This window comes from Dechloromonas sp. A34 (genome assembly GCF_026261605.1).
Classification (GTDB): Bacteria; Pseudomonadota; Gammaproteobacteria; order Burkholderiales; family Rhodocyclaceae; genus Azonexus.
Genome location: NZ_CP102486.1, coordinates 4491016 through 4515153 on the forward strand (window position 1 = coordinate 4491016; position 24138 = coordinate 4515153).

Genomic DNA, 24138 nt, shown 5'->3' on the forward strand with positions numbered 1-24138 from the left:
GCGAAGTGCCCATCAAGTAATGGAATCAGACTGAACATTGGCGCGACTCTCCAGCGAAGGGCGGTGCGCAATATTAGCTCAGATAGCGTACGCCCCTGGGGGTCGAGGCGAAGAAGCCGATATACCGGTCTGACCAAGGATGACGAACTTAAACGAATCGACTGGTCCTGGCTGTCAACGGATGGAGCGACGACGAAGACGCCGTTAGCGGGTTCAAAATACCGGGGCGCCCCCACGGACCGGGGAAAGCAATGCGTCAAGCGCAGCCTGCAGACTGAAGCGGCGGGAATTCATAGGCCCCCGCTCCTATCGCACCGGAACCCCACGTATTCGCGCTGCACACTTGACTTGAATGTAGCGCCGAGTCGCTGGTCCGCTCGGCGTGATGAACAGGGGCTACGGTTCGAGGAGTAGTTGCTTCAGCGCAATCCGAAAAATGACAAGACCACAAGGATGATAACGATTGCGCCGACAATGTAGACGATGTTGTTCATGAGGCATTCCTTTCATGAGGGTGGTAGTTTCAAACAGGGGGTCTGAAGCAAACCAGACACGGTTTACTTGTACCCTTCCTGGCCGGGGCACTCTGTTTGGCCACGCACATATGTCGCGATAGCTCCATGTCCATGCAAGCAAGCGGAACCTCGATACCAGAACCGGACTCAAATTCATGTCGAGATGTCTCTGTAACCAGGGCGCTTCCCTTGACGCTTGAAACAGGCTTTGCTTTGGCGTTCGTGATACATGTGTTCCGGCTCGGGAACAAGACGTAGCGCCCCACTAAGGATCGCTATGTCGGATGGATCGAAACGCAGTGCCCCGGCCCCGGCTGTTCCTTGGCTCGCTGTGAGAAAGTCGGCCAACCGCTTGCTGGACTGGTTCGTGATCCAGTCCCTGCTCGTCAGGCTGGGGGTGTTGGTCATGGCTGTCCTGATCCTGCTCACCGGCATCTATTCAGTCTCCCTTATCAGCAAACAGGCTGCCGTCAGCCGGCAAGTCAAGGCCATGGCCGTTGAGGGCAAAGCCGGAGAGGGTGTGTGGTCGCTTGATGACAAACTGCCCGTTGTGTTCGGTGCCGGCTCGGTGCTTAGCTTCATCGAAACGCACCCGGTGGCGCGCATCACCGTGATCTACGAGCCGCTGATGTGGAACGTGTCGGAGCGCATGATTCTGGTCGAGTCGCAGGACAAACGGTACGCGTATTACCCCAGCGACCTGGAGACCAGGATATTCACCGACAAAGCGGTTACCGCGCCGTGGGGTAGCAAGCTGGTTTTCATTCCTCGCGGCGAACTGAGCCCCGGCAACCTCGAATTGTTCGAGCGCCTGGACCAGCGCTTTGCCAACGCGCGGCCGCAATCCGAAAAGGATGGCTGGAAGGCAGGCGTCAGCGGCGTGCTTTCCGGCGCATTGTCGCTGGCCCTGCTGACCTTCCTGTACCTCCATTTCAAGGGCCAGTTCAAGTCACTCAAGTTCATCGAGCCGGCGCAGGTGCAAGGCTCCATCGACGACCTGGTGGGCATGGACGACATCAAGGCGGAGGTGGCCCAGATCAAGGACCAGTATCAACGTCGCGCCGAATATGCCGAGTACGGGATCGTCAAACCCTTCAACGTAATGTTCAGCGGGCCGGCGGGCACGGGCAAAACCAAGCTGGCCAGCTACCTGGCCAAGGAACTGGGGCTGCCTATCCTGTTCCACTCCGCCGCCAACCTGGAAACCGGCTTCGTTGCCGGCGGCGCGAACACGCTAAGCCGCATCATGGCGATGGCCCGGCGGCGCAAGAAATGCGTCGTCTTCCTGGATGAGGCGCAAGATCTGTTCATGAAACGCGGCGGTCGCCGCAAGTTCGACGACGACACCGCGAACACGCTTCTGTCCGTGCTGGACGGCGTGCGCAGTGTGAACGAAGCCGAGATTATCTGGATCGTGGCGAGCAACTTCAACAGTGAAACGATGCAGATGGATGAAGCCATGCTCCGTCGCTTCCAGATGAAGGTCGACTTCCGCATGCCGAACCGGGAAGAGCGGCTGGCCATCATTGGCCGCTACCTGAGCGGTCGTGCCGACAAAGTGCTTCCCGATCTCGATCTGCGCCACCTGGTGGCCGTGACCGAGGGCCGCAGTCCAGCTGACCTGGAGACGATCGTCAACCAGGCCGGAATCACGGCCGTACAGGCCGGTTGCATGATCGGCGCCGACACCCTGATGCAGGCCGCCGAGCGGGTTCTGGTGGGCAACGTGAACACCGATACCACCGTGGAAAGGGAGCGTGATCGGCGCATCATTGCCGTGCACGAGTGGGGGCATTTCCTGGTGGATTTGGCGCACGAGCGCAAGCGCACCAACGACGACTGGGAACTGATACTGGCCGACATGAAGACCATCAAGATTTCTCTCAAGGCCAACCCGCGCAACAATGCCCTGGGCTTCGTTTTCCACAAGCAGGGTACCAACCTGCTGAAGACCAAAGGCGACATTGAACACGATGTCCGCGTGCTGCTGGGCGGCATGGCCAACGAGGAACTGTTCTTTGGCGAGGAAGGCACGACCAATGGGGCGCACAACGACATCACCCGCGTGACGAAGCTGTTGCACCATGCCGTAGCCGAAATGGGCATGTACCGCAAGACCCGCCTCAACTTCGGCGCCCTCGCCCGTGACGGCCAGGGCGACAAGAGTGACGTGGACGAGGAAACGCGCAGCATCATGGAAGAACAAAGTGAGCGCCTGTATGCCGAAACCAGGGAGATTCTGGCCGGCCTCAGGTCGCTGACCGCGCATCTGGTGGACAAACTCCTCGAAGGCGGCGAGATGGGCCTGGAGGAGGCGCTATTCGAAATCCGCAGTTTCGAGGCAAGCTGATACGACATTCCAGAGCAAGTAGGTGGAAGTCCGGCGCATGTTTGCTACACGAAGGCGCTTTCCGCGTTTGCTGCCCATGGACAGTTACCTAAACGACTACTCAGATATTTGCACTTCATCACCTCTCCACCGCCGCTACCAGTAAGCCAGCCGGGCGCTAGTGTGGCATCCTTGTTCAACGCCTCGTCAGCGGGACGAGCATGCGCAATGGAGGCCAGCCCATGTCAGGCATCTTCATCAGCTATCGGCGTGACGACAGCCGCGGATTTGCCGGCCGGCTGGCCGACGCCCTCGACGCCACCTTCGGCAGCGACTTCGTTTTTCGTGATATCGACGACATTGCCCCCGGCGCTGATTTCATCCATGCCATCACCAGCCGCCTCGCCAGCGTCGATATCGTTCTCGTCGTCATCGGGCCGGACTGGTTAGCTGCCCGGAATGACGGCGGGCGGCGTCTCGACGACCCAGCCGATTTCGTCCGCCTGGAAATCGAACTGGCGCTGGCTGCCGACAAACCCATCTGGCCCGTGCTCATTGGCGGCGCCGCGATGCCTGCTGAAGAAGCGCTTCCACCATCACTACAGCCACTCGCCCGGCGCCAGGCGCTGACCTTGGTCGATGGCGCCTGGAAGGGCGACGTCGACCGCCTGATCATCGCCCTGCGACGTCAGCTACCAGCACCCGGCCAGTCGCGCCGGCAGTGGCTGGTGGCGGGTGCCGCCGGCATCGCCGGCCTGCTGCTCGGAGGTCTCTGGATGCTTTCGGGAACAAAGAAAAATGCTGCCATAACGGGCGCCTGGGTCGCCCAGGTGCGCTATGACTGGGGTGCCGAACATGGCGAACGCTTTGACCTGCAGCTCGAAGGAGGCCGCTTGCGTGGCACAGCTAGCTATCTCGGCCTACCGCGCAGCATCGTCGACGGTCAGGTGGCTGGCGACGGCAGCCTCGAATTCACTACCAGCAGCGAAGTGCTCAGCGGCCCGTCGCTGACTCACCGCTACCGCGGCCGTCAGGTGCCCGAAGGCATGCGCTTCGTACTCGAAACCAGCGGCGGCAGTCCGGCCGCGACACCCGTCGAATTCATTGCTCGGAGGCCTTGAGTCCCCGTGGAGATCGCCATGCCGGAAAGAAAACATCATCTGATCATCGAGGGCTGCGTCCAAGGCGTCGGCTATCGCTACAGCATGGCCGAGCAGGCCGCGCGCCTGGGTGTTAGCCTCCACACCGACCTCGGTAAGCCCTGTTTTGTAATCGGTCAACGTCGTCCCGATAGCGCTCCATGAGGTCGCGCAGCGTCGTTTGGGCTGCGCTCGCGTAATCCCGAATAATGCTGACCGACAGTTCTGATTCGATTTTCAGGCGAGCCTGTTTGGCCTGTTCCGCCGTGTCAAACGTGATGACCTGGACGCGGGCCCCTTGGCGACGGACCCGCAACTGGAACGACGTCGCGAGTTGGACGAACTGGGCTTTGATGCCTTCCGTGGTGAGCAACTCACGGTAGGCTTGCGCATCCGCCTTGGGATTGAAGGGGAAGCGTTGATTGCATTGCTGCTTGTTACGCACCTCGACTTGCCAGGGCGAACGGTTCTGAACATTGCTGCAGCGCGATGGCTGACGAGCCATGGTAACTCCTTTCGTAAGAGTTACCGTATAGCGATCGAGCGGCTTTTTCGAGGCGCCGAGCCGAAAGATTTCGGATCGTCAGCTCAGAGCCCCCCCGATTCGTTCGCACACGATTGGAGCATAGACAAAAACTTATGCTCCAATGGGACGCAGTAAACGAAAAAAGCCTTGATTTCTCAAGGCTTTATCCGGACCAAATTGGTCGGAGTGACAGGATTCGAACTTGCGACCCCTGCGTCCCGAACGCAGTGCTCTACCAGGCTGAGCTACACTCCGATGCTGTAAAAAGAGACCTAGTGGTTTCTCTCAACTGCAAAGAGCGTCAATTGTAGCAGAGCTTTTTTGAAATTTGAATCCCCCAGACACAAAATTGATGCTCTTGCGAGTTCAGCCTCTTGGGCGGCGCGGTTCCGGGCATGCTCCAGCGCGCCGCTGTTACGAATGGCGTCAAGCACAGCGGGGAAATCATCGCGCCCACCTTCCTCGATAGCTTTACGAACGCAGGCGGCCTGTTCCGGCGAGCCGTGCTGCATGACGTAGATCAGCGGCAAAGTAGGTTTGCCTTCGGCGAGGTCGTCGCCGATATGCTTGCCGGTATCGGCCTCCTGGCCGGAGTAATCGAGTACATCATCAACCAGCTGGAAAGCTGTGCCGAGGTGCATACCGTAGGCGGCCAACGCCTTTTCAACCTCAGGTGTAGCCTGGCCGAGAATGGCGCCCAGCTGGGCGGCTGCTTCAAACAGTTTGGCCGTCTTGTAATGAATGACCTGCATGTAACGCGCTTCATCGACATCCGCGTCGTGGCAGTTCATCAATTGCAGCACTTCGCCTTCGGCAATGATATTGGTCGCATCCGACAGCACGCGCATGACGCGCATGTCGTCAACTGCCACCATCATCTGGAAAGCACGAGAGTAGAGAAAATCGCCGACCAGCACGCTGGCCGCATTGCCGAACATCGCGTTGGCCGTGTCGCGACCGCGCCGCAAAGCGGATTCATCGACCACGTCATCGTGCAGAAGGGTGGCAGTGTGGATGAACTCGACAACGGCGGCCATCTCGTGGTGGCGAACACCTTGGTAGCCCATGGCACCCGCTGCAAGAAGAACCAGCGCCGGACGCATACGTTTGCCACCGCTGCTGATGATGTATTCGGCAACCTGCCGGACAAGCACCACATCTGAGTGAAGACGGTCACGAATGACCGCATCGACGGCCTTCATATCAGGCCCGATAAGGGCATAAAGCTGTTCCAGTGTCACGGTAGGTTGTTCTCTGTCGAAGCGCGGAATCTTAGGGGGGGACGATGGGTCAGTCAAGGCCGAAAAATCAAGGATGTACTCTGTTTTGCCGGCGCTTTCGGCTAAACTCGCCGGATTACAAACCGACAATGGGAGACCGGCATGGATATTCGCTCGATCATTGCGCCCGTGGTTCAGGATCGCGAGTCGCTGGACGAATTCGCCGAGGCCCTCACCGACCGCGCGCCCGAGGTCGAGCGCGATGTCGCCCGTCTGTTGAAAACCCCGGTCGAACGGGAAATCACCGCCGATCTGTTCCGCGCCATCCACAATATCAAAGGCGATGCCGCGCTGTGTAAATTCGAGTTGGGCGTCGCCATCGCCCATCCTATCGAAACGTTGATGTCGCGCTTTCGGGAGGGTGAAATCCCCTTCTCCGAACTGCTGGCCGAAGTCATCCTGCTGGCGGTCGACCGCCTTGAACTGGCGACCGACGCGCTGCTCGCAGGAAAATCGACGGAAAACCTGCGCCTGTTGGATCTGGTTCAGGGACTGGAAAAGCTAGCCCTGACCAGCGCACCGGAACTGGATAGACAATGCGCGGCATTGATCGAGGCAGTGACCGGATTCCCGTCGGTGATCGGCGAAATCTCCAGCCGAGCTCCACGTGTTGCAACCCCGAAGAGCGAGCAGAAGAACGCCAGCGCCGATCTGCAATTTTTCCGCTCCCTTGCGTTACAACTGGAAAGCCGCTCGCCGCTGTTCAAGGGGCGCACCATGCGCATCCTGCGCCTCGCCCTGGAAACCAACAAGGCGGGCGGCAATGCGGTCGATCCGGTGCAACTCGAAGCGGCAGTCTACCTCCACGATGTCGGAATGATGTTTCTGCCGGAAGCAGTCTGGCTCAAAGTCGGGAAGATGACACAGGAAGACAAACAGGCTCTGCGCAACCACCCGAGTTTCGCCGGTGGCCTGCTACAGCGCATCCCGGGCTGGGAGGCAGCAGAGGAGATGGTGCAGCAGCATCACGAAATGCCGGACGGCGCCGGCTATCCGAATGAACTGCGGGGAACCACGATCTGCGCGGGAGCCAAGATTCTCGCCATCGTCGATGCCTTCGAGGCGGTCATGCTCAAGCACATCCATCGCGGCAAGAATCGCTCGGTACTGCGTGCCATTGCGGAAATCAACGCCTGTGACAAGCAATTCGCACCGGAATGGATTGCCCCGTTCAACGCGGTGATCCGCAAGACCATCGAGAACTGATGTCAGTCGATCACGAGCGCCGCTTTGGCGGCGTCGCCCGTCTTTACGGCACTGAAGCCGCGACACGCCTGGGCGCTGCCCATGCGTGCGTCGTCGGCATCGGCGGCGTCGGCTCGTGGAGCGCCGAAGCCTTGGCCCGCTGCGGCATTGGCCGGATCACCCTGATAGATCTCGACATGGTGGCCGAATCCAACACCAATCGGCAAATTCATGCGCTGGGCGAGATTTACGGCAAAGCCAAGGTCGATGCGATGGCCGAGCGAATTCAGGCGATCAACCCGGCCTGCCAGGTGAACTGCATCGAGGATTTTGTGACCCCGGAAAATACGGCGGCGATTCTTGACCGGGATTTTTCGCTGGTTATCGACGCCATCGATCAGGTGCGCGCCAAGGCTGCGATGATCGCCTTCTGTCGGCAACGCAAACTGCCGATCGTCGTGGCTGGCGCCGCCGGTGGCCAGATCGACCCGACCCAGGTGCGCGTCGGCGATCTCAGCCAGACCATCCAAGATCCGCTGCTGGCCAAGGTCCGTTCGATACTGCGCCGCGAGCATGGTTTCCCAGCTGGCGGCAAAGCAAAATTCGGCGTTCCTGCCGTGTATTCGACAGAGCCGTTGCGTTACCCCGCCAATGAAGCCAGCTGCGATACCGAGCAAGGGCCGGCCGGACTCAATTGCGCCGGCTTCGGCTCGTCCGTCTGTGTCACCTCGGTCTTTGGCATGGTAGCAGCGGCGCAGGCCATCCAGCTTATTGCCCGGAAATGAGCAAGCCCAAGAAACTCCGTTCGCGCAAGGCTGGGTTGCCGCCGGGCTCACTGGTTCATATTGGCGAAATCAAGACGACAGCGCCGAGCTTTTCGGTCATCGATTTCGACGAGCAGGGGCTCGCCCAACAAACGTTTCCGGATGCAGCAAGCTTCAGTAGTCATCCGCGGGCTCATGCCACGCGTTGGGCAAATGTTTATGGCGCCCACGATCCGGCCGATCTGGCGACGTTAAGTAGTACTTTCGGCCTGCATCCGCTGGTTCAGGAGGACATTCTCAATACCGCCCAACGTCAAAAGATCGATGCCTATGATGAATATCTCTATCTTGTCTTGCATCGTTATGACCTCAAGCTGTCACCACTCGAACTGACTCAGGATCAGATTAGCCTGGTCATTGGGCGCGACTTCATCCTGAGCTTTCAGGAGCGCCAATCGCAAACATTCGAGCCGGTCCGCCAACGCCTTCGGACCGAGCACACCAGCCTGCGTAAAGGCGGCGTCGACACACTAGCCTATTCACTGATCGACTCGGTGGTCGACAGCTATTTCGGCGTGATCGAACAACTTAACGAGTATGCCGAATCGCTGGAAAATGACATCCTGCGAAAACCGGCACCGGCGACGCTGGAGGGCATCCATCAGTTCAAACGCTGCGTATCGCAATTGCGCCGCAACCTGCACCCCTTGCGCGAACTACTCGGCACCCTGCATCGCGACGCCGGTGATTTCTTTCGCGACGACCTGCAACTCTATTTGCGCGACGTCTATGACCATACGGTGCATATCCTCGAATCGCTGGAGGATCTGCGCGACCTGGCGACCAGCCTGCTCGACGTCTATCTGTCGACCGTCAGCCACCGCGTCAACCTGGAGGTTCGCGCGCTGACCGTCGTGGCAACGATTTTCATGCCGGCCACCCTGATCGCCGGCGTCTTCGGCATGAACTTTCACGAAATGCCCTGGCTCGCCAATTCTGATGGCTTTTTCTATGCTCTCGGCCTGATGGGTTTAATCGCCACCATCATGTTAGCGCTGTTCTGGCGCCGAAAGTCCGTCTAAGACTTCTGGCTGTCGAGCCAGACACAAAGCCCCTGGGCATTCAGCTCAAGGTCGGTTTCCCAGACAGCCAACAGTTCCGCGTCGGGCAACTCGCAGCCGTGCGCCCGAATCTGCTCAAACAAGTACAAGGCCATGGCCTGCTTGATATGTTGCTGGCGTTCGGCACCGGCATCCTTCTCCGATAACGCGATCGCCACCAGCACATCGAGATGGCGTAACAAATCGGATGCCCGCCGCCGGACATCCGGCACCCGACCGTAATGGGTCAGATACACTGCCTCAGGCGCAAACGAAAGCAATCGACTGATCGAACGGCGCATTTCATCAGGCTCAAATTGGGTCGGCGTCGTCGTCGGAAAAATGAACTGTCGGCCGTCGACATCAAGCTCGCGATAGGAAAGGCCAAACATGTCTCCGGTAAAGATTCCGCTGGTCCTGCGGTCGACAATACAGATGTGATGGCGGGCGTGACCGGGGGTGTCAAGACACAGCAACTCCCTCCCGGCCAATGAGACGACATACCCATCCGGGGCTTCGATAATGCGTTCTGCGGGAATCGGCAGTATTTCACCATAGACACGATCAACGTAGTCGGCACCATAGACCGCTGTCACTCCGACTACCAGCCTGGAGGGTTCAGCCATGTGCCTGGCGCCACGCGGGTGGACAACCAGCCGGGCATTCGGAAATGCTGCCATCAGGCTACCGGCACCACCGGCATGATCAAGATGGATATGGGTCAGGATCACATAATCCACTGCGGCCTCATTGACGCCCAGCTTCTTCAGCGCCGCAAGGGCATTCGGCAAGGCATCGTTGCTGCCGGTGTCGATGAAGGCTACCCGACCATTCTCGATAACCATATGAATTGCTGCGAGAATTGGCCTTACATATCCGGCATCGAAGGCGACAATGCCATTCCCGTAGTCTCTCCAGTCAAACATTTCCATACTCCAGCGTATTGACCGGCGGATTATACTTGGCCGACTTCACTTGCCTCCAACGCCATGTCCCACTTTTTTGCCGATGACGGCGCCAAGATTCACGTCAAAATTTCTGGCGAGGGTTCCCCCATCGTCATGCTCCATGGCTGGACCTCCAGTCACCAGGAATGGTTTCCTTTTCTTGGACAACTGACGGCCAAACATCGCATTTATCGCTGGGACGCCCGTGGTCACGGGGGGCATCCGCTGGGCAAGCATGCGGCGCCAAGCGCCAAGCGTATGGCGCGCGATCTGCAAAACCTGCTCGACCACTACGAACTCGACAAAGTCACCGCCGTCGGACACTCGATGGGAGCGCTGACCTTGTGGCAATACATTCGCGATTTTGGAACCAGCCGCTTAGAGCGGCTCTGCTTCATCGACCAGTCGCCCAAGCTGATTTCCGATGAAAGTTGGCAGCATGGCATTTATGGCAGCTTTGATGGCAACAAAGCGACTGAAATGATGGGTTGGCTAAAGGAAGATTTCGCTGAAGGCGTCCTGAAATTGACGGCTTTTGGTTTGAATGAGCGTGCCCGGGAAAAATACCTGGCTGGCGCAAGCGGCTGGGAAAAGTCACGACAGGCGCTGCGCGCCCAGGATCCAGTTCCCTTGATCGAGTGCTGGGCCAGCCTGACCGCAGCGGATTACCGCGACGTCTTGAGTGGCATCGACGTGCCATCGCTGCTCGTCTATGGTCAGGAAAGCAACTTCTACCGGGCCGAGACTGCACAGTATGTGGCCCGCCAAATCCCGAACGCGATTCTGCACATCTACGAAGGCACCGACCATTCCCCGCACCAGTGGCAGCGCGAACGTTTTGCCCGCGAGCTGATGGAGTTTATTAACTGCCCGGTTTGATTAACGAAGCAAACTTGCGGCCGTTAGGAGTAAGCGCCCGGCGAACTCATCTGTGAATTGACGGCTTAGACCGTGAAGATAGTGTCCACTAAAAAAGATGGTGGACACGATCGATGGAAGTTAAGAAGCCGAGCCGCCGCAGGCGGACTCACCCCGAGGAGTTCAAGCAGGCAGTGATTGCTGCCTGTTGTGAGGCCGGCGCTTCAGTTGCCGGCATTGCGTTGGCCAATAGCGTCAATGCGAATCAGGTCCGTCGCTGGATGCGGGAACGGGGCATTGAGCCACCGAGCCGCAGCCTGCCGGCACGGTCGATTTCACCGGCGCGCGGCACAGAACCCGCCTTTGTGCCGGTACCGATGCCACCCATCGTCTCAAGCATCCCCGACATTCGGATCGAAGTTCGGCGTGGCAACACGGCGGTGAAGATTGAATGGCCTGGACAGGCGGCGAGCGATTGCGCCGCCTGGTTGCGAGATTGGCTACGGTGATTCGGGTCGATGCCCTGTGGTTATCGACCACGCCGCTGGATATGCGGGCGGGGACCGAGACGATCCTGGCCCGGGTCGTCTCGATGTTTGGCGAAGCCCGACCCCACCATGCCTATCTGTTTGCCAATCGCCGAGCCAACCGGATGAAAGTGCTGGTCCATGATGGATACGGTATCTGGCTAGCGAACCGTCGGCTCAATCAGGGGCGATTCTGCTGGCGGCACGGCAACAGCAGCGTCGAGCTCAGCCGGCCGCAGTTTGATGCACTCGTCCTCGGTCTGCCATGGGAACGACTGGCTGACGGCGGTGTGATCCGGATTGTTTGACGGTCCACCATTGGGGAAGTCCACGATGGTCAGATCGGGCGGCGGACGGCATCATGCCGGCCATGTCCTTGCCAACCCACCTCGACCAACTCAGCGCTGACGAACTGCGTCGCCTGCTGGTCGAGAAAGACCGCGAGTTGGACTGGCGCCAAGCCAAGATCGACAAACTCACGCATGAACTGGCGATGCACAAGCGCTGGCGCTTCGGGGTCAAGACCGAGCACTGGCCGGTCGAGCAGGCGCAACTATTCGAGGAAACCATCGATGCCGATCTGGCGGCGATGGAAGAAGAACTCGCACAACTGTCGCCGACGCCACCGAAGGCGAAAGGCCAGGCCAAACGCCAGCCGCTGCCGGCGAGTCTGCCGCGTGCCGACATTCATCATGAGCCTGAATCCACGGTCTGCCCTTGCGGCTGCACGATGAAGCGCATCGGCGAGGATGTGGCCGAGAAGCTCGATTACACGCCAGGCGTCTTCAGCGTCGAGCGCCACATTCGTGGCAAGTGGGTCTGCGGGCAGTGCGAAACGCTGATCCAGGCGCCTGTTCCGGCGCACGTTATCGACAAGGGTATTCCGACGACCGGCTTGCTCGCGCAGGTGCTGGTTGCCAAATACCTCGACCATCTGCCGCTCTATCGTCAGGAAGCGATCTTCGGTCGGGCCGGACTGGCCATTCCGCAATCGACACTCGCCCAGTGGGTAGGGAAATGCGGTGTGGCACTCCAGCCCCTGGTCGATGCCCTGAAGGATGAGATGCTCGGGCATCGGGTGCTGCATGCCGATGAAACGCCGGTGGCCATGCTTGATCCGGGGGCTGGCAAGACGCATCGAGCCTACCTCTGGTCCTACAGCATCGGCGCCTTCGAGCCGACCAAGGCGGTGATCTATGACTTTGCTGAAAGCCGTGCCGGCAGGCACGCCCAGGAATTCCTGGGTGACTGGCGCGGCACACTGATTTGCGATGATTACTCAGGCTACAAGGCACTGCTGGCCAATGGGTTGACTGAAGCCGGCTGCATGGCGCATGCCCGGCGCAAGTTCTTCGAGCTACACAGCCAGAAGCAGAGCCTGATCGCCGGCGAGGCACTGGATTGTTTCGGCAAACTCTATGGGGTCGAGCAGGAAGCTGCCGGATTCGACATCGATGAGCGACGACGAATTCGGGAGGCGAAAGCCCGACCGATTGCCGATGAATTGCATGCCTGGTTGACCCGGCAACGACAGGTGGTACCCAATGGCTCGGGGACCGCCAGGGCGATCGACTACAGCCTGAAACGCTGGGTGGCGCTGACGCATTACCTAACGGATGGCCAGGTGCCGATCGATAACAACTGGATCGAGAATCAGATCCGGCCGATCGCGCTCGGCCGCAAGAACTGGTTATTTGCCGGCAGCTTGCGCGCCGGCAAACGCGCCGCCGCGATCATGAGCCTGATCCAATCCGCCAAGCTCAATGGTCACGAGCCTTTGGCTTACCTGAAGGATGTCCTGACCCGCCTGCCGACCCAACCGGCAAGCCGCGTCGGCGACCTGCTGCCGCACCGCTGGCAACCTCAAATCACCGACTGACCTGAGTTCGCCGGGCGCTTACCTGAGTTCGCCGGGGGCTTACGGGCGCTTAGCTCAGATTTCGATCAAATTTTTCGTTGTAGACGCAGAAACCCCCTTCAGTTGGAGCTGAAGGGGGTTTGTATGGGGAGTCTGGCGGTGACCTACTTTCGCGAGCGGAAGCTCACTATCATTGGCGCTCAACTGTTTCACGGTCCTGTTCGGGAAGGGAAGGGGTGGTACCAGAAGGCTATGTCCGCCAGACGTAACTTGTATGTTTGTCGCGAGTAACCGCGCCAAACGCAAAACGGGGATAGAAGGTTGTTTGTTGTGACTGCGATTATGAGTTTGCAGTGTATTACAAGGTTATAGGATCAAGCCGTACGGGCAATTAGTATCAGTTAGCTTAACGCATTACTGCGCTTCCACACCTGACCTATCAACGTCGTGGTCTTCGACGACCCTTTAAGGAGTTCAAGACTCCGGGAAATCTCATCTTAAGGCGAGTTTCACGCTTAGATGCTTTCAGCGTTTATCTCTTCCGAACATAGCTACCCGGCGATACGACTGGCGTCATAACCGGTACACCAGAGGTTCGTCCACTCCGGTCCTCTCGTACTAGGAGCAGCCCCCTTCAAATTTCCAGCGCCCACGGCAGATAGGGACCAAACTGTCTCACGACGTTTTAAACCCAGCTCACGTACCTCTTTAAATGGCGAACAGCCATACCCTTGGGACCGGCTACAGCCCCAGGATGAGATGAGCCGACATCGAGGTGCCAAACACCGCCGTCGATATGAACTCTTGGGCGGTATCAGCCTGTTATCCCCAGAGTACCTTTTATCCGTTGAGCGATGGCCCTTCCATACAGAACCACCGGATCACTATGACCTGCTTTCGCACCTGCTCGACTTGTGGGTCTCGCAGTCAAGCACGCTTTTGCCATTGCACTTTATGGACGATGTCCGACCGTCCTAAGCGTACCTTCGTACTCCTCCGTTACCTTTTGGAGGAGACCGCCCAGTCAAACTGCCCACCATGCACGGTCCCCGATCCGGATTCACGGATCAAGGTTAGAACCTCAAATAAATCAGGGTGGTATTTCAAGGTTGGCTCCACCGAAACTAGCGTCCCGGTTTCACAGCCTCCCACCTATCCTACACAGACCGATTCAAAGTCCAATGCAAAGCTACAGTAAAGGTTCATGGGTCTTTCCGTCTTGCCGCGGGGAGATTGCATCTTCACAAACATTTCAACTTCGCTGAGTCTCAGGAGGAGACAGTGTGGCCATCGTTACGCCATTCGTGCAGGTCGGAACTTACCCGACAAGGAATTTCGCTACCTTAGGACCGTTATAGTTACGGCCGCCGTTTACCGGGGCTTCGATCAAGAGCTTGCACCCCATCAATTAACCTTCCGGCACCGGGCAGGCGTCACACCCTATACGTCCACTTTCGTGTTTGCAGAGTGCTGTGTTTTTATTAAACAGTCGCAGCCACCATTTCACTGCAACCCCATCGGCCTTCGAGCGCGAGGCTCTACAACCTACCGGGCACACCTTCTCCGAAGTTACGGTGTTAATTTGCCGAGTTCCTTCTCCTGAGTTCTCTCAAGCGCCTTAGAATTTTCATCCTGCCCACCTGTGTCGGTTTGCGGTACGGTCAATTCTAGACTGAAGCTTAGTGGCTTTTCCTGGAAGCTTGGTATCAATCACTTCAGCACCGTAGTGCCTCGTCATCACGCCTCAGCTTAGCCCCCGGATTTGCCTAAGGGGCACGCCTACACGCTTAAACCACCTATTCCAACAGATGGCTGACCTAACCTTCTCCGTCCCCACATCGCATCTAGAATCGGTACAGGAATATTGACCTGTTTCCCATCGACTACGCATTTCTGCCTCGCCTTAGGGGCCGACTCACCCTACGCCGATGAACGTTGCGTAGGAAACCTTGGGCTTTCGGCGAGGGAGCTTTTCACTCCCTTTATCGCTACTCATGTCAGCATTCGCACTTCTGATATCTCCAGCATCCTTTACAAGACACCTTCACAGACCTACAGAACGCTCCCCTACCATATCCTTACGGATATCCGCAGCTTCGGTGCACAGTTTGAGCCCCGTTACATCTTCCGCGCAGGACGACTCGACTAGTGAGCTATTACGCTTTCTTTAAAGGATGGCTGCTTCTAAGCCAACTTCCTAGCTGTCTATGCCTTCCCACTTCGTTTCCCACTTAACTGTGTCTTGGGACCTTAGCTGGCGGTCTGGGTTGTTTCCCTCTTGACAATGGACGTTAGCACCCACTGTCTGTCTCCCATGCTCGCACTTTGCGGTATTCAGAGTTTGCCATGGTTTGGTAAGTCGCGATGACCCCCTAGCCATAACAGTGCTTTACCCCGCAAGTGATACATGAGGCACTACCTAAATAGTTTTCGGGGAGAACCAGCTATTTCCGGATTTGTTTAGCCTTTCACCCCTATCCACAGCTCATCCCCTAATTTTTCAACATTAGTGGGTTCGGACCTCCAGTACCTGTTACGGCACCTTCATCCTGGCCATGGATAGATCATCCGGTTTCGGGTCTACGCCGTGCTACTAAACGCCCTTATCAGACTCGCTTTCGCTACGCCTCCCCTATTCGGTTAAGCTCGCAACACAACGTAAGTCGCTGACCCATTATACAAAAGGTACGCAGTCACCGAACAAGTCGGCTCCCACTGTTTGTATGCATGCGGTTTCAGGATCTATTTCACTCCCCTCCCGGGGTTCTTTTCGCCTTTCCCTCACGGTACTAGTTCACTATCGGTCGATCACGAGTATTTAGCCTTGGAGGATGGTCCCCCCATGTTCAGACAAGGTTTCACGTGCCCCGCCCTACTTTTCGCTAACTTAGTACCACAGAGTCGTTTTCATGTACGGGGCTATCACCCACTACGGCCGGACTTTCCATTCCGTTCCATTAACGTCTCCGCTATCACTAGCAGGCTGCTCCCCGTTCGCTCGCCACTACTTGGGGAATCTCGGTTGATTTATTTTCCTCCGGCTACTTAGATGTTTCAGTTCACCGGGTTCGCCTCCCACACCTATGTATTCAGTGTGGGATACTCATTGCTGAGTGGGTTTCCCCATTCGGACATCGGGGGATCAAAGCTTCATTGCCAGCTCCCCCCGCTTTTCGCAGGCTTGCACGTCCTTCATCGCCTGTGATCGCCAAGGCATCCACCACATGCACTTAGTCGCTTGATCCTATAACCTTGTACTCTCCTAAGAGAGTGGCTACAGGCAAACTCATATTTGTGCTGTCTCATTCCGGCAAAGAAATGAAGACAGATGCAATCACAACGTGTTGCCAACGCCTCATCAGCGCTGCAACACAACCTTCTTCCGTTTTGTTAAAGAGCGTAGCAATTGATTCCTCAAAAGCTAAAGATAAACAATCAGCTTATCTTTAGATTCTGGTGGAGGATAACGGGATCGAACCGTTGACCCCTGCTTGCAAAGCAGGTGCTCTCCCAGCTGAGCTAATCCCCCGTTTGTGACGTGGTGGGTCTGGTTGGAATCGAACCAACGACCCCCGCCTTATCAAGACGGTGCTCTAACCGACTGAGCTACAGACCCTCGTCTGTTTGCTACTCTTTGAACAACCGATAGGTTGTGGGTGCCAGAGATGCTTTCTCTAGAAAGGAGGTGATCCAGCCGCAGGTTCCCCTACGGCTACCTTGTTACGACTTCACCCCAGTCACGAACCCCGCCGTGGTAAGCGCCCCCCTTGCGGTTAGGCTACCTACTTCTGGCGGAACCCGCTCCCATGGTGTGACGGGCGGTGTGTACAAGACCCGGGAACGTATTCACCGCGACATGCTGATCCGCGATTACTAGCGATTCCGACTTCACGCAGGCGAGTTGCAGCCTACGATCCGGACTACGATCGGCTTTCTGGGATTGGCTCCACCTCGCGGCTTGGCAACCCTCTGTACCGACCATTGTATGACGTGTGAAGCCCTACCCATAAGGGCCATGAGGACTTGACGTCATCCCCACCTTCCTCCGGTTTGTCACCGGCAGTCTCGTTAAAGTGCCCAACTAAATGATGGCAATTAACGACAAGGGTTGCGCTCGTTGCGGGACTTAACCCAACATCTCACGACACGAGCTGACGACAGCCATGCAGCACCTGTGTTCCAGTTCCCTTTCGGGCACACCCAAATCTCTTCAGGCTCCTGGACATGTCAAGGGTAGGTAAGGTTTTTCGCGTTGCATCGAATTAATCCACATCATCCACCGCTTGTGCGGGTCCCCGTCAATTCCTTTGAGTTTTAACCTTGCGGCCGTACTCCCCAGGCGGTCAACTTCACGCGTTAGCTCCGGTACTAAAAGGTTTTACCCTCCCAACACCTAGTTGACATCGTTTAGGGCGTGGACTACCAGGGTATCTAATCCTGTTTGCTACCCACGCTTTCGTGCATGAGCGTCAGTATCGACCCAGGGGGCTGCCTTCGCCATTGGTGTTCCTCCACATCTCTACGCATTTCACTGCTACACGTGGAATTCCACCCCCCTCTGCCGTACTCTAGCCTTCCAGTCACAAGCGCAGTTCCCAGGTTGAGCCCGGGGATTTCACGCCTGTCTTAAAAAACCGCCTGCGCACGCTTTACGCCCAGTAATTCCGATTAACGCTCGCACCCTACGTATTACCGCGGCTGCTGGCACGTAGTTAGCCGGTGCTTCTTATGCCGGTACCGTCATCCGCACAGGGTATTAACCCATGCGATTTCTTCCCGGCCGAAAGAGCTTTACAACCCGAAGGCCTTCTTCACTCACGCGGCATGGCTGGATCAGGGTTGCCCCCATTGTCCAAAATTCCCCACTGCTGCCTCCCGTAGGAGTCTGGACCGTGTCTCAGTTCCAGTGTGGCGGATCATCCTCTCAGACCCGCTACAGATCGTCGCCTTGGTGAGCCTTTACCTCACCAACTAGCTAATCTGATATCGGCCGCTCAATCAGCGCAAGGTCTTGCGATCCCCTGCTTTCCTGCTCACAGAATATGCGGTATTAGCGTAACTTTCGCTACGTTATCCCCCACTGAAAGGTACGTTCCGATACATTACTCACCCGTTCGCCACTCGCCGGCACCCGAAGGTCCGCTGCCGTTCGACTTGCATGTGTAAGGCATGCCGCCAGCGTTCAATCTGAGCCAGGATCAAACTCTTCAGTTCAATCCAACTAATACTCACAATTCACTGACGGTAGAATTTAACTTCTACCTCGATGGATCTCTCCATCCGTGTGATTGCCTTTAATACTTTTTTGCGATTTGCATCGCTAGCATCAAGGCACCCACACCTATCGGTTGTTCAAATTGTTAAAGATCACTCGCCGCGCCGTTGTTTGTTTCGTCAGCAGCGAAGGGGGCGCATTGTGCAGACTTAACGACGCGCTGTCAAACAAAATCTAAAAATAATTCACAATTCACAAAACGACATCGCCTCGGAACTGCCTTGAAACTGGTGCCCATGAGTAGAATCGAACTACCGACCTCTCCCTTACCAAGGGAGTGCGCTACCACTGAGCCACATGGGCAAACACTTGGTGCGTCCTGACGGATTCGAACCATCGACCTCCACGATGTCAACGTGGCGCTCTAACCAACTGAGCTAAGGACGCACTGAAACCACTGGTTGCGGGGGCAGGACTTGAACCTGCGACCTTCGGGTTATGAGCCCGACGAGCTGCCAACTGCTCCACCCCGCGTCCGTATTGACGCTACTTTTTCGTACCCAATTACCAGTTCAACAATGACCTGGAGCGGCAGAAGAGTCTCGAACTCTCGACCTCAACCTTGGCAAGGTTGCGCTCTACCAACTGAGCTACTGCCGCTTGGTGACCTGCATGACGCAACCAAAAAACGGCGCGTCATCCGCAGTACCTGACACCAACCGGGTACAGGAACTGAGGGCGCGCATTATAGGGATTCATCCGGGGTTTGCAAAAATATTTGCTGGCGGGCTGTGACAACGCCTTTCAAAGCCGACTCCCGATTGGCACCGGGAGATGGCTTGAGCACCCCGGATTTACAGGCTTTTCAGGCTGATCCGACGACGGGAACGACGGATGCGGTCGATCAATAGGTTTTGTAGGGCAGGAACTTGCCGCTCATCACGATCTTGACGCGGTCGCCCTTGGGGTCCGGCTCGCGGGTCAGGTCCATGTTGAAGTCGATGGCGCTCATGATGCCGTCGCCGAATTCTTCATGGATCAGCGACTTGAAGGTCGTGCCATAGACACTGATCAGCTCGTAGAAGCGGTAGATCAGCGGGTCGGTCGGCACCGCGCTGGGCAGCGAACCTTTGTAGGGCACGACCTGGAGCTGGGTGACGGCCTCTTCCGGCAGATCGAGCGCGGCGCCGACGGCCTTGGCCTGGGCTTCACTCAGCGTCATCTGGCCGAGCAGCGCGGCGGTGCTCCACTCCTTGCTGTGGCCGACGATCTCGGCCAGCTTGGCCCAGGTCAGCTGCTTTTTCACTTTCTGGGTGACGATCAGGTCGGTAACTTGTTCGCGGTTCATGGTGGGCTCCTGTTAAGAATTCAAGCGGCGAGCGGTTCGACTTCGCCAGGGCGAACGACCGGGGGATGGGTTTCGTCGGCCGGTTTCGGGTCTTTCGAACGGCTAACCAGAAAATCGACCAGGTGATTGCGGATGCGATAAAAGCGCGGGTCGTGGTGCATGTCGTGGCGGCTGCGGCTGCGTGGCAGCCCGACCTCGACGATTTCGGCGATGCGCGCCCGCGGCCCGTTGCTCATCAGCAGGATGCGGTCGGAGAGCAGGATCGCCTCGTCGACATCGTGGGTGATCATGAACACCGTCTGCGCGGTGGCCTGGACGATCTTCAGCAGCTCGTCCTGGATCGTGCCGCGGGTCAGCGCATCGAGCGCCCCGAAGGGTTCGTCGAGCAGCAGCATCTTGGGCTGGATGGCGAAGGCGCGGGCGATGCCGACGCGCTGCTTCATGCCGCCGGAAAGCATGCTCGGCTTCTTGTGCAGCGCCTGGCCGAGGCCGACCATTTCGAGATACTTCGTCGCCTGGGCCTCGCTCTCGGCCTTGCTCCAGTCCGGCCAGCGCGAGCGCACGGCGAACTTGACGTTGTCGATGACGCTCATCCACGGCATCAGCGCATGGCCCTGAAAGACGACGCCACGGTCGAGACCCGGCCCGACGACTTCGCGGCCATCCATGATCAGGTCGCCGCCGCTGGCGCTTTCCAGCCCGGCCAGCGCATTGAGGATGGTCGTCTTGCCGCAGCCGGAATGGCCGACGATGCAGACGAACTCGCCCTTGTCGATGGTGAAATTGACGTTCTCGAAGACCGGCGCATCGCTGCCCGGATAGGCTTTGGCGAGGTTTTCGACGTTGAGGAAGGCCATGGCTTACTCCGTGTAGCTGACCAGCTTTTGCAGGCCGGCGAAGCAGCGGTCGAGGGCCATGCCGACGACGCCGATGACGAGGATGGCGAAGATCACGTTGGGTAGCGCCAGGTTGTTCCATTCGTTCCAGACGAAGTAGCCGACCCCGGTGCCGCCGACCAGCATTTCGGCGGCGACGATGACCAGCCAGGCGATGCCCATCGAGATCCGCATGCCGGTCAGGATGGTCGGCGCGGCGGCGGGCAGGATCACCGTCAGGGCCTTGCGCAGCGGCCGCACTTCCAGCGTGCGGGCGACGTTGAGCCAGTCCTTGCGGACATTGGCGACGCCAAACGCGGTGTTGATCAGCATCGGCCACACCGAACAGATGAAGATCACGAAGATGCCGGAGAGGTCGGAGTCCTTGATCGTGTACAGCGCCAGCGGCATCCAGGCGAGCGGCGAAATCGGCTTGAGCACCTGGATGAAGGGATCGAGCGCCCGGTGCAGCAGCGGCGACATGCCGATGACGAAACCGAGCGGCAGCGCGACCAGAATGGCCAGCACAAAACCCATGCCGACGCGGCCGAGCGAATGGCCGAGCTGGATGGCGATGCCCTTGTCGTTCGGCCCGTTGTCCTTGAACGGATCGGACAGATGGGTAACGATGGCCTTGCCGATTTCCTGCGGCGGCGGGAACCCCCGGACTTGGCGGCGCCCTTGCCCATCAGCGCCGCATATTCGTCCTGCGCCACGGCTTGCTGCACGCTCTCCTTCGGCTGCGTGGCAACAAACCACACGCCGATGAAGAAGGCGAACAGCACGACCGACAGCAGCAGGCTCTTCCAGTGCTCGTTTTTCATGACGGGCTTTCGTCAGCTCTTCTTGATGGCGAAGGAATTGACGTAGGCCTCGGCCTTCATCGGGTCGAACTCCTTGCCCATGACCTTGAACTTGGCGTAGCTCTCCTTGGGCGACGGCATGCCGATCTCGGCCATGTGCTTGCGGGCATCGGTGATCAGATACACCTTCTCGGCAATGTCCTTGTAGTTCACATCGCCCTTGATGTAACCCCAGCGCTTCATCTGGCTGAGGATCCACACCGCCATCGAATACCACGGGAAGGGGTCGAAGTCGGCCCGCGTCGGCACGTTCTGCACGCTGCCCAGGCCGTCGGCGAACTTGCCGGTGAGCACCTGTTCGAGCACGGTTTTCGGCTGGTTCATGTAGGCCGCCGGGGCCAGCACTTCGGCCATGATCGGGCGGTTCTTCGGGTCGCGCGCCATCTTGGCGGCAGTCAGGATGGCGCGGTAGAGCGCGGCGAAGGTGTTGGGGTTCTGCTTGACGAAATCAGCCGGCACGCCGAAGGAACAGCACGGGTGGCCATCCCAGATTTCCTTGGAGAGGATGTGGATGAAGCCGACCTCGTCATAGACCGCGCGCTGGTTGAAGGGGTCGGGGCCGAGATAGCCGTCGAGGTTGCCGGCGCGCAGGTTGGCGACCATTTCCGGCGGCGGCACGACGCGGATCTGGATGTCCTTGTCGGGGTCCAGGCCATGCTCGGCGACGTAGTAGCGGAGCAGGAAGTTGTGCATCGAGTATTCGAAGGGCACGGCGAACTTGAAGCCCTTCCATTGCCGGGGATCACGCTTGTCCTTGTGCTTGACGTGCAGGGTGATCGCCTGGCCGTTGGTGTTCTGGATGGTAGCGACGTTGAGCGGCATCGGGTTGGAGCCGATCCCCATGCTCATCGCGAGCGGCATCGGGGCCAGCATGTGCGAGGCGTCGTACTCGCGGTTGATCACCTTGTCGCGGATCAGCGCCCAGCCGGCGGTCTTGATCATCTGCACGTTCAGGCCCTGGGCCTTGTAGAAGCCCAACGGGTCGGCCATCAGCAGCGGGCTGGCGCAGGTGATGGGAATGAAGCCGATCTTCAGGTCCTTCTTTTCCAGCGGCCCCTTGTCCTGCGCCATGGCTTCCAGCGCGCCAAGCGGGAAGAAGCTGGAGAGCGCGGCCAGGGCGGTCGAACGGCCGACGGCCCGGAGGAAACGGCGGCGTTCGCCGTCATCCGGGAAGACGGCGCGCATGATCGCCGATTCGATGGTCCGCCGGTTCAGCGATTCCTCGCCAGCCGCCACCGGCAGATCGGTGGCATGGGCGGCATCGTGTTCGGCCTGCGAATGATGCTTGCCGCAGGAACAGCTGCCGAGACTGACAGCGTCGTGGAATGGGTCCTTGAATGCAGACATGGCGATCTCCTTCTTCAATGATCAGGATTGGGCTTCGTTGAATTCGATGTCGTGCCGGTACAGCTCGTAGGCACGGTGGTATTCCATGACGCGGGCGACGTCGCCGATGAAGGCCTCGTCGTAGCCGGCCCGGCGCAGCAGATGAAAGCCCATCTCCATGCCGGAGGCGATGCCACCGGCGGTGACGATGCGCCCGGCATCGACGACGCGGGCCCGGCTGACCCGGCAGGCCGGGGCGATCTCGGCCAGGCGATCGATCGGCGTCTTGCCCATGTGAGAGGCTTCGAGGCGGTCCGGCTCCTTGCGGTTGGTCGCCGGCAGGCCGTCGAGCAGGCCCATCCGGGCGTAGATCCAGGAGCCGGTGCACACGCTGGTCAGCAGGCAGTCTTCGGGGAGTTGGCGGATGTAGCGGTGCAGGTTGGCGTTGTTCATCTCCTGCCGCGTGCCGTAGCCGCCGGGAATCAGGAAGGCATCCATTGCCGGCTGGTCGGCAAAGCTGTAATTGGGGATCACCGTGAAGCCGGCCTGGTTCTGCACCGGGCGCATCGATTCGGCGATCAGGAAGGTATCGAGTTCCGGATCGAGCCGCCGGGCTACCGAAATGACGCCGGCCGGCGCCGCGTAATCGACGATTTCGGCGTCCTTGAAAACATAGATGCCCAGCCTGAAACCCTGCTTGCGTGTCATCGAACGACTCCCGGTGATGAAAATTCGGGCGGTCTGGCCGTTGGCTACGGTCAGTCGCCTGTCGGGAGCAATAATCGCCAGACGGCGGCGTGTGGTGAATCACGACTGCCGTGATTCGCGTGTAGTGGAATCACTACACGCTGATCAGGCGATGGCGGGCGGCGTAGGCGAAGAGGTCGGCCGGGTTGTGCAGGCCGAGTTTCTCGAAAATGCGGGCGCGGTAGGTCGAGATGGTGTTGGCCGACAGTGACAGCTGCTGGGCGATCTGCACGCTGCTGCGGCCCTGGGCCAGCATCTGCAGGACCTGGAATTCGCGGTTGGAAAGCGCCTCGTGCGGCGGCTTCTCGTCGCCCGGACCGCCGCGGACGTTCTGCGCCAGCAGTTCGGCGAGCACCGGCGTCACGTAAAGCCCGCCACCGGCTACCTTGGCGATAGCGGCGAACAGGATGTCCGGGCTGCACCCCTTGTTCAGGTAGGCGTGGGCACCGCCCCGGATGGCGCGCAGGGCGAACTGGTTTTCCGGGTACACCGACAGCATGATGACTCCGAGGCGCGGGAACTCGCCGTGCAGGGTCTTCAGGACGTCCAGCCCGTCGCGCTCGCCGAGCGCGATGTCGAGCAGCACGACATCGACCGCCGTCGAGCGCAGGATGCGCAAGGCCGCCGGGCCGTCTTCGGCTTCGTGGATGGCGCCGATGGCCGGCGATTCGGAAAGGATCTGCCGCAGGCCGCGGCGAATGATCATGTGGTCGTCGACGATGAGGATCGTGGTCAT

General features: G+C 58.7%; 19 protein-coding genes, 7 tRNA genes, 3 rRNA genes and 1 pseudogene. 11 read left to right on the forward strand and 19 right to left on the reverse strand.

Going from position 1 to position 24138, the window contains the following annotated elements; translation table 11 throughout:
• Window positions 1-147 precede the first annotated feature (147 nt).
• From NQE15_RS22335 to NQE15_RS22350, 4 genes and pseudogenes are all read left to right on the forward strand, one after another.
• Window positions 148-291, forward strand: a pseudogene (locus NQE15_RS22335) (IS5/IS1182 family transposase); the annotation flags it as partial.
• A 576-nt stretch (window positions 292-867) separates the two neighbouring features.
• The gene (locus tag NQE15_RS22340) at window positions 868-2865 is read left to right on the forward strand and encodes an AAA family ATPase (RefSeq protein WP_265944927.1); all 1998 of its coding nucleotides are present in this window, start codon (window positions 868-870) and stop codon (window positions 2863-2865) included.
• Window positions 2866-3086: 221 nt separating this feature from the next.
• The gene (locus NQE15_RS22345; protein WP_265944929.1) at window positions 3087-3965 is read left to right on the forward strand and encodes a toll/interleukin-1 receptor domain-containing protein; all 879 of its coding nucleotides are present in this window, start codon (window positions 3087-3089) and stop codon (window positions 3963-3965) included.
• Between the two features lie 18 nt (window positions 3966-3983).
• On the forward strand, window positions 3984-4148 hold the full coding sequence (locus NQE15_RS22350) for an acylphosphatase (protein WP_265944931.1): 165 nt from the start codon (window positions 3984-3986) through the stop codon (window positions 4146-4148).
• Here the strand turns inward: NQE15_RS22350 and NQE15_RS22355 are convergent.
• The 3 genes from NQE15_RS22355 to ispB all read right to left on the reverse strand — a co-directional run bounded on the left by NQE15_RS22355 (window position 4078) and on the right by ispB (window position 5750).
• On the reverse strand, window positions 4078-4488 hold the full coding sequence (locus tag NQE15_RS22355; RefSeq protein ID WP_265944933.1) for an SPOR domain-containing protein: 411 nt from the start codon (window positions 4486-4488) through the stop codon (window positions 4078-4080). The two genes, NQE15_RS22350 and NQE15_RS22355, sit on opposite strands and share 71 nt — an antisense overlap.
• Window positions 4489-4687: 199 nt before the next feature.
• Window positions 4688-4764: transfer RNA gene (locus tag NQE15_RS22360), tRNA-Pro, on the reverse strand.
• A 17-nt stretch (window positions 4765-4781) separates the two neighbouring features.
• A complete protein-coding gene (gene ispB / locus NQE15_RS22365) occupies window positions 4782-5750 on the reverse strand; it encodes an octaprenyl diphosphate synthase (protein WP_265944935.1) in 969 nt (322 codons plus the stop codon).
• Between the two features lie 141 nt (window positions 5751-5891).
• On the opposite strand from ispB, the gene NQE15_RS22370 reads away from it, so the two are divergent.
• The 3 genes from NQE15_RS22370 to corA are packed head-to-tail and all read left to right on the forward strand — an operon-like array spanning window position 5892 to window position 8820.
• Window positions 5892-6995: an HD-GYP domain-containing protein gene (locus NQE15_RS22370; protein WP_265944937.1), complete on the forward strand. Its 1104-nt coding sequence runs from the start codon at window positions 5892-5894 to the stop codon at window positions 6993-6995.
• A complete protein-coding gene (gene tcdA / locus NQE15_RS22375; RefSeq protein ID WP_265944939.1) occupies window positions 6995-7759 on the forward strand; it encodes a tRNA cyclic N6-threonylcarbamoyladenosine(37) synthase TcdA in 765 nt (254 codons plus the stop codon). The genes NQE15_RS22370 and tcdA overlap by 1 nt, the downstream gene beginning before the upstream one ends.
• The gene (corA, locus tag NQE15_RS22380) at window positions 7756-8820 is read left to right on the forward strand and encodes a magnesium/cobalt transporter CorA (protein ID WP_265944941.1); all 1065 of its coding nucleotides are present in this window, start codon (window positions 7756-7758) and stop codon (window positions 8818-8820) included. Before tcdA ends, corA begins: the two co-directional genes overlap by 4 nt.
• Here corA and NQE15_RS22385 read toward each other — a convergent pair.
• Entirely contained in the window at window positions 8817-9764 is a 948-nt protein-coding gene (locus NQE15_RS22385; protein ID WP_416336486.1) for an MBL fold metallo-hydrolase, read from the reverse strand. The two genes, corA and NQE15_RS22385, sit on opposite strands and share 4 nt — an antisense overlap.
• 63 nt (window positions 9765-9827) lie before the next feature.
• On the opposite strand from NQE15_RS22385, the gene NQE15_RS22390 reads away from it, so the two are divergent.
• From NQE15_RS22390 to tnpC, 4 genes are all read left to right on the forward strand, one after another.
• Window positions 9828-10664 (forward strand): alpha/beta fold hydrolase, encoded by an 837-nt coding sequence (locus NQE15_RS22390; protein WP_265944945.1) that lies wholly within the window; start codon window positions 9828-9830, stop codon window positions 10662-10664.
• A 113-nt stretch (window positions 10665-10777) separates the two neighbouring features.
• The gene (locus tag NQE15_RS22395) at window positions 10778-11152 is read left to right on the forward strand and encodes a transposase (RefSeq protein WP_265942633.1); all 375 of its coding nucleotides are present in this window, start codon (window positions 10778-10780) and stop codon (window positions 11150-11152) included.
• Window positions 11095-11478 (forward strand): IS66 family insertion sequence element accessory protein TnpB, encoded by a 384-nt coding sequence (gene tnpB, locus NQE15_RS22400; protein ID WP_265942632.1) that lies wholly within the window; start codon window positions 11095-11097, stop codon window positions 11476-11478. Before NQE15_RS22395 ends, tnpB begins: the two co-directional genes overlap by 58 nt.
• A gap of 62 nt (window positions 11479-11540) precedes the next feature.
• On the forward strand, window positions 11541-13049 hold the full coding sequence (gene tnpC / locus NQE15_RS22405) for an IS66 family transposase (RefSeq protein WP_265950075.1): 1509 nt from the start codon (window positions 11541-11543) through the stop codon (window positions 13047-13049).
• A gap of 130 nt (window positions 13050-13179) precedes the next feature.
• On the opposite strand, the gene rrf is transcribed toward tnpC, so the two are convergent.
• The 15 genes from rrf to NQE15_RS22480 all read right to left on the reverse strand — a co-directional run bounded on the left by rrf (window position 13180) and on the right by NQE15_RS22480 (window position 24138).
• Window positions 13180-13292, reverse strand: a 5S ribosomal RNA gene (gene rrf, locus NQE15_RS22410).
• Window positions 13293-13398: 106 nt separating this feature from the next.
• Window positions 13399-16272, reverse strand: a 23S ribosomal RNA gene (locus NQE15_RS22415).
• A 210-nt stretch (window positions 16273-16482) separates the two neighbouring features.
• A tRNA-Ala gene (locus tag NQE15_RS22420) sits at window positions 16483-16557 on the reverse strand.
• 10 nt (window positions 16558-16567) lie between these two features.
• A tRNA-Ile gene (locus NQE15_RS22425) sits at window positions 16568-16644 on the reverse strand.
• Window positions 16645-16706: 62 nt separating this feature from the next.
• Window positions 16707-18242: ribosomal RNA gene (locus NQE15_RS22430) — 16S ribosomal RNA — on the reverse strand.
• The 16S, 23S and 5S rRNA genes sit together here with 6 tRNA genes alongside, the layout of an rRNA operon.
• 289 nt (window positions 18243-18531) lie before the next feature.
• A tRNA-Thr gene (locus NQE15_RS22435) sits at window positions 18532-18606 on the reverse strand.
• 7 nt (window positions 18607-18613) lie between these two features.
• Window positions 18614-18690, reverse strand: a tRNA-Val gene (locus NQE15_RS22440).
• 11 nt (window positions 18691-18701) lie between these two features.
• A tRNA-Met gene (locus tag NQE15_RS22445) sits at window positions 18702-18777 on the reverse strand.
• 50 nt (window positions 18778-18827) lie between these two features.
• Window positions 18828-18903 (reverse strand) — tRNA-Gly (locus tag NQE15_RS22450).
• Between the two features lie 244 nt (window positions 18904-19147).
• Entirely contained in the window at window positions 19148-19591 is a 444-nt protein-coding gene (gene cynS, locus NQE15_RS22455; protein ID WP_265944947.1) for a cyanase, read from the reverse strand.
• Between the two features lie 20 nt (window positions 19592-19611).
• Window positions 19612-20448: an ABC transporter ATP-binding protein gene (locus NQE15_RS22460; protein ID WP_265944949.1), complete on the reverse strand. Its 837-nt coding sequence runs from the start codon at window positions 20446-20448 to the stop codon at window positions 19612-19614.
• Window positions 20449-20451: 3 nt separating this feature from the next.
• Window positions 20452-21225: a nitrate ABC transporter permease gene (gene ntrB / locus NQE15_RS22465; protein WP_265944951.1), complete on the reverse strand. Its 774-nt coding sequence runs from the start codon at window positions 21223-21225 to the stop codon at window positions 20452-20454.
• A gap of 77 nt (window positions 21226-21302) precedes the next feature.
• Complete coding sequence (locus NQE15_RS22470) at window positions 21303-22676, reverse strand: CmpA/NrtA family ABC transporter substrate-binding protein (protein ID WP_265944953.1); 1374 nt, start codon at window positions 22674-22676, stop codon at window positions 21303-21305.
• Window positions 22677-22697: 21 nt separating this feature from the next.
• The gene (locus NQE15_RS22475; protein ID WP_265944955.1) at window positions 22698-23363 is read right to left on the reverse strand and encodes a DJ-1/PfpI family protein; all 666 of its coding nucleotides are present in this window, start codon (window positions 23361-23363) and stop codon (window positions 22698-22700) included.
• A gap of 133 nt (window positions 23364-23496) precedes the next feature.
• Window positions 23497-24138, reverse strand: coding sequence for a response regulator transcription factor (locus tag NQE15_RS22480; RefSeq protein WP_265944957.1), 642 nt, complete (start codon window positions 24136-24138; stop codon window positions 23497-23499).